This is a genomic window from Acidimicrobiales bacterium (genome assembly GCA_035630295.1).
GTDB lineage: Bacteria > Actinomycetota > Acidimicrobiia > Acidimicrobiales > Iamiaceae > Iamia.
On sequence record DASQKY010000007.1, the window covers coordinates 38820 to 45106 of the forward strand.

Genomic DNA, 6287 nt, shown 5'->3' on the forward strand with positions numbered 1-6287 from the left:
CCCTCGGGCCCCGCCCCGGCCGGCGGCGCCTACTGTCGGGCCGTGGCCGAAGGGCGCATCAGGGGCTACGAGCCCCGGGACCGGCCGGCCGTGCGGCGCATCTGCTTCGACACCGGCTACATGGGCGACCCGGTGGCGTGGCAGTGGTCCGACCCCGAGAGCTTCGCCGACCTGTTCGCCTCCTGGTACACCGACCACGAACCCGGCTCCGCCTCGGTGGTCGAGATCGATGGCTCGGTGGCCGGCTACCTCCTCGGCTGCCGGGACAGCACCAGGGTGGCCACGCCCGGCACCCTGGTGGCCCGGCACCTCCTCCGGCGAGGCCTGCTGGCCCGCCCCGGCACGGCCCCGGTGCTGTGGCGGGCGGTGGCCGACCTCGGGCGGGCCGCCGTCCACCGAGACCTGCCGGCCAGCGGGTTCCACGACCGCCGCTGGCCGGCCCACCTCCACATCGACCTCCTCCCCCGGGCCCGGGGCCAGGGCTTCGGCCGCCAGCTGATCGAGCGGTGGCTGGACACGCTGCGGGCCGACGGCGTGGCCGGCTGCCACCTGGGGACCTGGGCCGAGAACACGGGGGCGCTCGCCTTCTTCCGGTCCGTGGGCTTCGAGCCCCGGGGCCGGCCCGTGCCCATGCCCGGCCTGCGGGCCCGCGACGGCAGCCGCCACCACACCCAGCTCATGGTCCGGTCCCTCCCGTGAGCCGGGTCGAGGACCTGGTGCTGGTGCCCCGCCCCCGCCACCTCGAGGCCCTGGGCGGCACCGTCGCCGATCCCGTCCCCGTCGGGGCCCCGCCCACCGAGGTCGGGCCGGCCGGGCACCTCGCCGACGCCGGCGGGACCGTCCACACCGCCACCACCGCCGGCCTCCCCGCCCAGGGGTTCCGGCTGACCATCTCCGCGGCCACCGGCATCCGCATCGAGCACGGCGACGACGCCGGGCTGCGCTACGCCACCCAGCTCCTCGGCCAGGTCCGCGGCCAGAGCCCCGACGGCCGGCTCCCGGCCCTCCACGTCGAGGACCACCCCGACATCCCCACCCGGGGCCTGATGCTGGACGTCAGCCGCGACCGGGTCCCCACCCGGGCCACCCTGGCCCGCCTGGTGGAGATCGCCGCCCTGGCCCGGCTCAACCAGCTCCAGCTCTACATCGAGCACACCTTCACCTATCCCGGCCACGACGAGGTCTGGGCCGGCGCCTCGCCCCTCACCCCGGACGACGTGGCCTGGCTCGACGACCTGTGCGCGGCGCAGGGCATCGAGCTGGTGGCCAACCAGAACTGCTTCGGCCACATGGGCCGTTGGCTGGCCCACGACCGCTACCGCGACCGGGCCGAGTGCCCCGACGGCTGGGAGCCCATCCCCGGCCTGCGCCTCCCGCCCTCGGTCCTGGCCCCCACCGCGGAGAACGCCGCCTTCACCCTCGGCCTCCTCGGCGAGCTGCTCCCCGCCTTCCGCAGCCGGGCCGTCCACATCGGCGGCGACGAGCCCTTCGAGCTGGGCCGGGGGGCCAGCCGGGCCGCGGTGGAGGCCCGGGGCCTGGGCCCGGTCTACGTCGAGCACCTGCGCCGCCTGGCCGATCCCCTCCTGGCCGAGGGCCGCCAGGTCCAGGTGTGGGCCGACGTGCTGCGCCGCCACCCCCAGCAGGCCCGGGACCTGCCGGAGGGGATCGTCCCCGTGGCCTGGTGCTACGAGGCCCCGCCGCCCGGCGGTCGCCCCCTGGACCTCCCCGAGCCGGTGGTCCAGCTCATGGCCGCCTTCGGCACCGGGCCCGAGGCCTTCTCCGGGTTCGCACCCCAGGTCGCCCCCCTGGCCAAGGCCGGCGTGCCGTTCTGGGTCGCCCCCGGGACCTCGTCGTGGTGCTCCCTGGTGGGCCGGATCGACAACGCCAGGGCCAACCTGCTGGACGCCGCCCTGGTGGGCCGGGCCCACGACACCGAGGGCTACCTCGTCACCGACTGGGGCGACGGCGGCCACCACCAGCCCCCCGCGGCAGCGTCGGACCGCTGGTCCTGGGCGGGGCGCTGGCCTGGGGAGCCGACGCCAACCACGACCTGGACCTGGGCGCCGTCCTGTCCCACCACGTCTTCGGCGACCCCACCGGCCGGCTGGCCGCCGCCCTCGACACCCTGGGCCGGCAGTGGGCCCGCACCGGCCAACGGGCCCTCAACGGCAGCCCCCTCTCCGCCGCCCTCCTCCCGAGCGTGGTCCACCTGGTGCTCGGCCCCCCCGACCGGGACCGGGTCCGGGACGTGCTCGGCGCCATCGAGGACGCCCTGGCCGAGGTGGCCGGCGCCCGGCCGACCTGCACCGACACGAGCGACGTGGTGGCCGAGGTCAGCCAGGCCGCCCGCCTGGCCCGCCACGGGGCCTGGCGCCTGCTCGGCTCCGAGGGGCCCGGCGCCGACCACCTGCGAGACGACATGGCCGAGCTGATCCGAGGCCAGGCCACCACCTGGCTGGCCCGGGCCCGCCCCGGTGGCCTGGCCGACAGCCTGGCCCGCCTCGACCCTGACCTGGCCGCAGCGATGGCCATCCCCGCGGGAGGCCCCAGGGACCTCCGCTGAGGGACGATCAGGCGTTGGTGGTGAGGAGCATCCCGAGGGCGATGGTGGTGAAGCTCCACACCACCGAGACCACGACGGTGATGCGGTTGAGGTTCTTCTCCATCACCGTGGAACCGGCGGCCGACGCCCCGATGCCACCACCGAACATGTCCGAGAGGCCTCCGCCCTTGCCGCTGTGCAGCAGCACCAGGACGACGAGGATCGACGAGGCCGCCAGGTGGAGCGGGGTGACGACGTACAGCAACGGGACTCCCTCGGGTCGGGCGGCCACGGACGACCGGCTGACAGGGTAGCGGGGCCCGGCCCCCGGAGGTCCATCACCCCATCACCCCGTCGCCCGGCACCGCCCCGGGTCGCCGGGCGCCCGGCAACCGGCCCCGGTGGTCAGGCGTCGCCGAAGCGCACGATCCGGGCGAACTCCTCGGCGTCCAACGACGCCCCGCCCACCAGGGCCCCGTCGATGTCGGGCTGGGCCATCAGCTCGGCGGCGTTGGCCGGCTTCACCGACCCCCCGTACTGGATCCGCACCGCGGCCGCGGCCTCGGGTCCCGCCACCTCGACCACCGTGGCCCGCACCAGGGCGCAGGTGGCCTGGGCGTCCTCCGGCGTGGCGGTGCGGCCGGTGCCGATGGCCCAGATGGGCTCATAGGCCAGCACCAGGCCGGCCACCTGCTCGGGGCTCACACCCCGGAGCCCGGCCCGGACCTGGCCGGCCACCTTCTCCTCGGTGCGGCCCGCCTCCCGCTCCTCCAGCGTCTCGCCGCAGCACAGGATGGGGGTCATCCCGTGGCGCAGGATGGCCAGCACCTTGTCGTTGACCCACTCGTCGGTCTCGCCGAAGACCTCCCGGCGCTCGGAGTGGCCCACGATCACGTAGCGCACGTTGAGCTTGGCCAGCATCGACGGGGCCACCTCGCCGGTGAAGGCGCCCTTGTCCTCCCAGTGGCAGTGCTGGGCCCCCAGGGCGATGGCCATCTTGTCCTGCTCGATGGTGGTCTGGACCGTCCGCAGGTCGGTGAGCGGCGGGTGCACCGACACCTCCACCTTGCCGTCCAGGTCGTCGCCCAGCAGGTACGACAGCTTCTGGACCGTGGACAGGGCCTCGAAGTGGTTGTGGTGCATCTTCCAGTTGCCGCTGATGAGCGGGAGGCGAGCCATGGGTGTCCTCCTAGGACGGGGTGCGGCCGCGGCGCAGGGCCTCGAGCCCGGGCAGGTCACCCTGCTCGAGCAGCTCCAGCGAGGCGCCGCCGCCGGTGGAGACGTGGTCGATGCGGTCGGCCAGGCCGAACTGGGCCACGGCGGCGGCCGAGTCGCCCCCGCCCACCACGGTGAAGCCCCGGCAGTCGGCCACGGCCTCGGCCACGGTGCGGGTGCCGGCCTCGAAGCGGGGGTCCTCGAACACGCCCATGGGGCCGTTCCACAGGACCTGGCGGGCCTCGGCCACGACGTCGGAGAACTCGGCCGCGGTGCCGGGCCCGATGTCGAGGCCCATCCAGCCGTCGGGCACGTCCCGGCCCACCTGGCGGACGTCGCCCCCGGCCGAGGGGTCGCCGATCTTCCCGCCCGGGCCCAGGGCGGTGATGTCCGAGGGCAGGTGCAGGGGGGCGCCCGAGCCCAGCAGCCGGCGGCAGGCGTCGACCTGGTCCTCCTCCAGCAGGGACGAGCCGACCCGGTGGCCCTGGGCGGCCAGGAAGGTGAAGCACATGCCCCCGCCGATGATCAGGCTGTCGCACACCTCCAGCAGGGCGCCGATGACGCCCAGCTTGTCGCTGACCTTGGCCCCGCCCAGGATGCCCACGAACGGCCGCCGGGGCGCGTCGCGGCAGCGGAGCAGGACGTCGACCTCCTCGGCCAACAGGCGGCCTGCCGCGCTGGGCAGGTGCCGGGGCGGGCCCACGATTGAGGCGTGGGCCCGGTGCGAGGCCCCGAAGGCGTCGTTCACGTAGCCGTCCTGGCCCTCGACCAGGCGGGCCACGAAGGCGGGATCGTCGGCCGTCTCGCCCGGGTCGAAGCGCAGGTTCTCCCGCACCTCCACCCCCGGCACCAGCTCGGCCAGCCGGGCCCGCACCGGGTCCATGGAGAAGGCCGGGTCGGGCGCCCCCTGGGGCCGGCCCAGGTGGGAGCAGGCCGTCACCTGGGCCCCCCGCTGGACGAGCCACCGCAGGGTGGGCACCGCGGCCCGGATGCGCAGGTCATCGGCGATGGTCCCGTCGCGCAGGGGGACGTTGAGGTCGGCCCGCACCAGGACGCGCTTGCCCTCCAGGCCCCCGAGGGCGGCCTCCAGGTCCTCCAGGCGCGGGATGTCAGCGGTGCTCACCGGCGCTACTGGTTGGCGGCGCCGACGATGAGGGCCAGGTCCACCAGGCGGTTCGAGTAGCCCCACTCGTTGTCGTACCAGCCCAGCACCTTGACCAGGTTGCCCTGCGACATGGTGAGCCCCGAGTCGAAGGTGACCGAGGCCGGGCTGCCCACGATGTCCGAGCTGACCAGCGGGTCCTCGGAGTAGGCCAGCACCTTGGCCAGCGGGCCGCTGGCCGCCGCCGCGGCGTAGGCGGCGTTGACCTCCTCGACCGTGGCCTCGGTCTTCAGCAGGCCCGTGAAGTCGGTGATGGAGCCGGTGGGCACCGGGACCCGGAGGGAGGTGCCGTCCAGCTTGCCCTGCATGGCCTGGAGCACCAGGCCGGTGGCCCGGGCCGCGCCGGTGGAGGTGGGCACGATGTTGATGGCCGCGGCGCGGGCCCGGCGCAGGTCGCTGTGGGGCCCGTCGACGAGCTGCTGGTCACCGGTGTAGGCGTGGATGGTGTTCATGAGGCCCTTCTCCACGCCGAAGGCGTCGTCGAGGACCTTGATCATCGGCACGAAGCAGTTCGTGGTGCACGAGGCGTTCGAGATCACCTTGTGCGCCTCGGTGTCGAACGTGTCGTCGTTGACGCCGACCACGAACGTGGCGTCGGCGTTGGTCGCTGGAGCCGAGACGATGACGTACGGCGCGCCGGCGGTGAGGTGGGCGGCCGCCGCGTCGCGGGTGGTGAAGAAGCCGGTGGACTCGATGACGACGTCGACGCCGAGATCACCCCAGGGAAGGTTGGCGGGGTCGCGCTCGGCGAGCACCTTGAGCTGGTCGCCGTCGACCACGAGCCCGTCGTCGTTCGCCTCGACGGTCGCATCGAGGCGGCCCATCACCGAGTCGTGCTCCAGGAGGTAGGCCATGACGTCGATCGACCCGAGGTCGTTCACCGCCACGAAGTCGATGTCGGCACCCTGCTTCTTCGCGGCGCGGAAGAAGTTGCGACCGATCCGGCCGAAGCCGTTGATCCCGACACGAACGCTCATGGATGAAGTCCTCCTGGATGGGTCAGTGGTCCTATCCGACCACGTGGGATGAGGGTGTGCCAATGGGCACCGAGCGGGCTATCGGTCGATGTCGCGATGGGTGACCGTGGGGTGGTGACCGTGGGCGGCCAGGCGCCCGGCGATCGCTTCGGAGAGCGCCACGGAACGGTGCCGGCCACCCGTGCAGCCGAAGGCAACGGTGAGGTAGGACTTGCCCTCGCGCACGAACGCCGGCAGCACCAGCTCGAACAGGGCGTCGAGCCGGTCGATGAACTCGGCGGTCTCGGGCTGGGACATCACGTAGTCGCGCACCGGCTCGTCGAGACCTGACAGCGGGCGCAGCTCGTCGACCCAATGGGGGTTCGGGAGGAACCGGCAGTCGATGACGAGG

At 74.2% G+C, this 6287-nt stretch carries 8 protein-coding genes; 3 read left to right on the plus strand and 5 right to left on the minus strand.

Translation table 11 applies throughout. The features are described from left to right. Positions 1-42: 42 nt before the first annotated feature. Genes VEW93_02535 through VEW93_02545 form a run of 3 tightly spaced genes read left to right on the plus strand, consistent with a single transcriptional unit; the run spans position 43 to position 2563 of the window. Positions 43-699, plus strand: a complete 657-nt coding sequence (locus VEW93_02535) for a GNAT family N-acetyltransferase (GenBank protein HYI60662.1) — start codon at positions 43-45, stop codon at positions 697-699. Beyond that, the gene (locus VEW93_02540) at positions 696-2432 is read left to right on the plus strand and encodes a family 20 glycosylhydrolase (protein ID HYI60663.1); all 1737 of its coding nucleotides are present in this window, start codon (positions 696-698) and stop codon (positions 2430-2432) included. The genes VEW93_02535 and VEW93_02540 overlap by 4 nt, the downstream gene beginning before the upstream one ends. Continuing rightward, entirely contained in the window at positions 2420-2563 is a 144-nt protein-coding gene (locus VEW93_02545) for a hypothetical protein (GenBank protein ID HYI60664.1), read from the plus strand. The genes VEW93_02540 and VEW93_02545 overlap by 13 nt, the downstream gene beginning before the upstream one ends. Positions 2564-2570: 7 nt before the next feature. On the opposite strand, the gene secG is transcribed toward VEW93_02545, so the two are convergent. The 5 genes from secG to VEW93_02570 form a co-directional block, all read right to left on the minus strand. After that, positions 2571-2804 carry a preprotein translocase subunit SecG gene (secG, locus tag VEW93_02550; protein ID HYI60665.1) on the minus strand — a complete coding sequence of 78 codons (234 nt, stop codon included), beginning with the start codon at positions 2802-2804 and terminating at the stop codon, positions 2571-2573. A 143-nt stretch (positions 2805-2947) separates the two neighbouring features. Next, entirely contained in the window at positions 2948-3721 is a 774-nt protein-coding gene (gene tpiA / locus VEW93_02555; protein ID HYI60666.1) for a triose-phosphate isomerase, read from the minus strand. Positions 3722-3731: 10 nt separating this feature from the next. After that, the gene (locus tag VEW93_02560; GenBank protein HYI60667.1) at positions 3732-4880 is read right to left on the minus strand and encodes a phosphoglycerate kinase; all 1149 of its coding nucleotides are present in this window, start codon (positions 4878-4880) and stop codon (positions 3732-3734) included. Between the two features lie 5 nt (positions 4881-4885). Further along, positions 4886-5896, minus strand: coding sequence for a type I glyceraldehyde-3-phosphate dehydrogenase (gene gap / locus VEW93_02565; GenBank protein ID HYI60668.1), 1011 nt, complete (start codon positions 5894-5896; stop codon positions 4886-4888). Between the two features lie 78 nt (positions 5897-5974). Next, positions 5975-6287 (minus strand): RNase adapter RapZ (locus VEW93_02570; GenBank protein HYI60669.1); only part of this gene is annotated, 313 nt, incomplete at its 5' end.

Excerpts from the sequence above, each read along its gene's own strand:
- VEW93_02545 (HYI60664.1), top strand. The coding sequence starts at position 2,420 with ATGGCCGAGCTGATCCGAGGCCAGGCCACCACCTGGCTGGCCCGGGCC.
- tpiA (HYI60666.1), bottom strand. The coding sequence starts at position 3,721 with ATGGCTCGCCTCCCGCTCATCAGCGGCAACTGGAAGATGCACCACAAC.
- gap (HYI60668.1), bottom strand. The coding sequence starts at position 5,896 with ATGAGCGTTCGTGTCGGGATCAACGGCTTCGGCCGGATCGGTCGCAAC.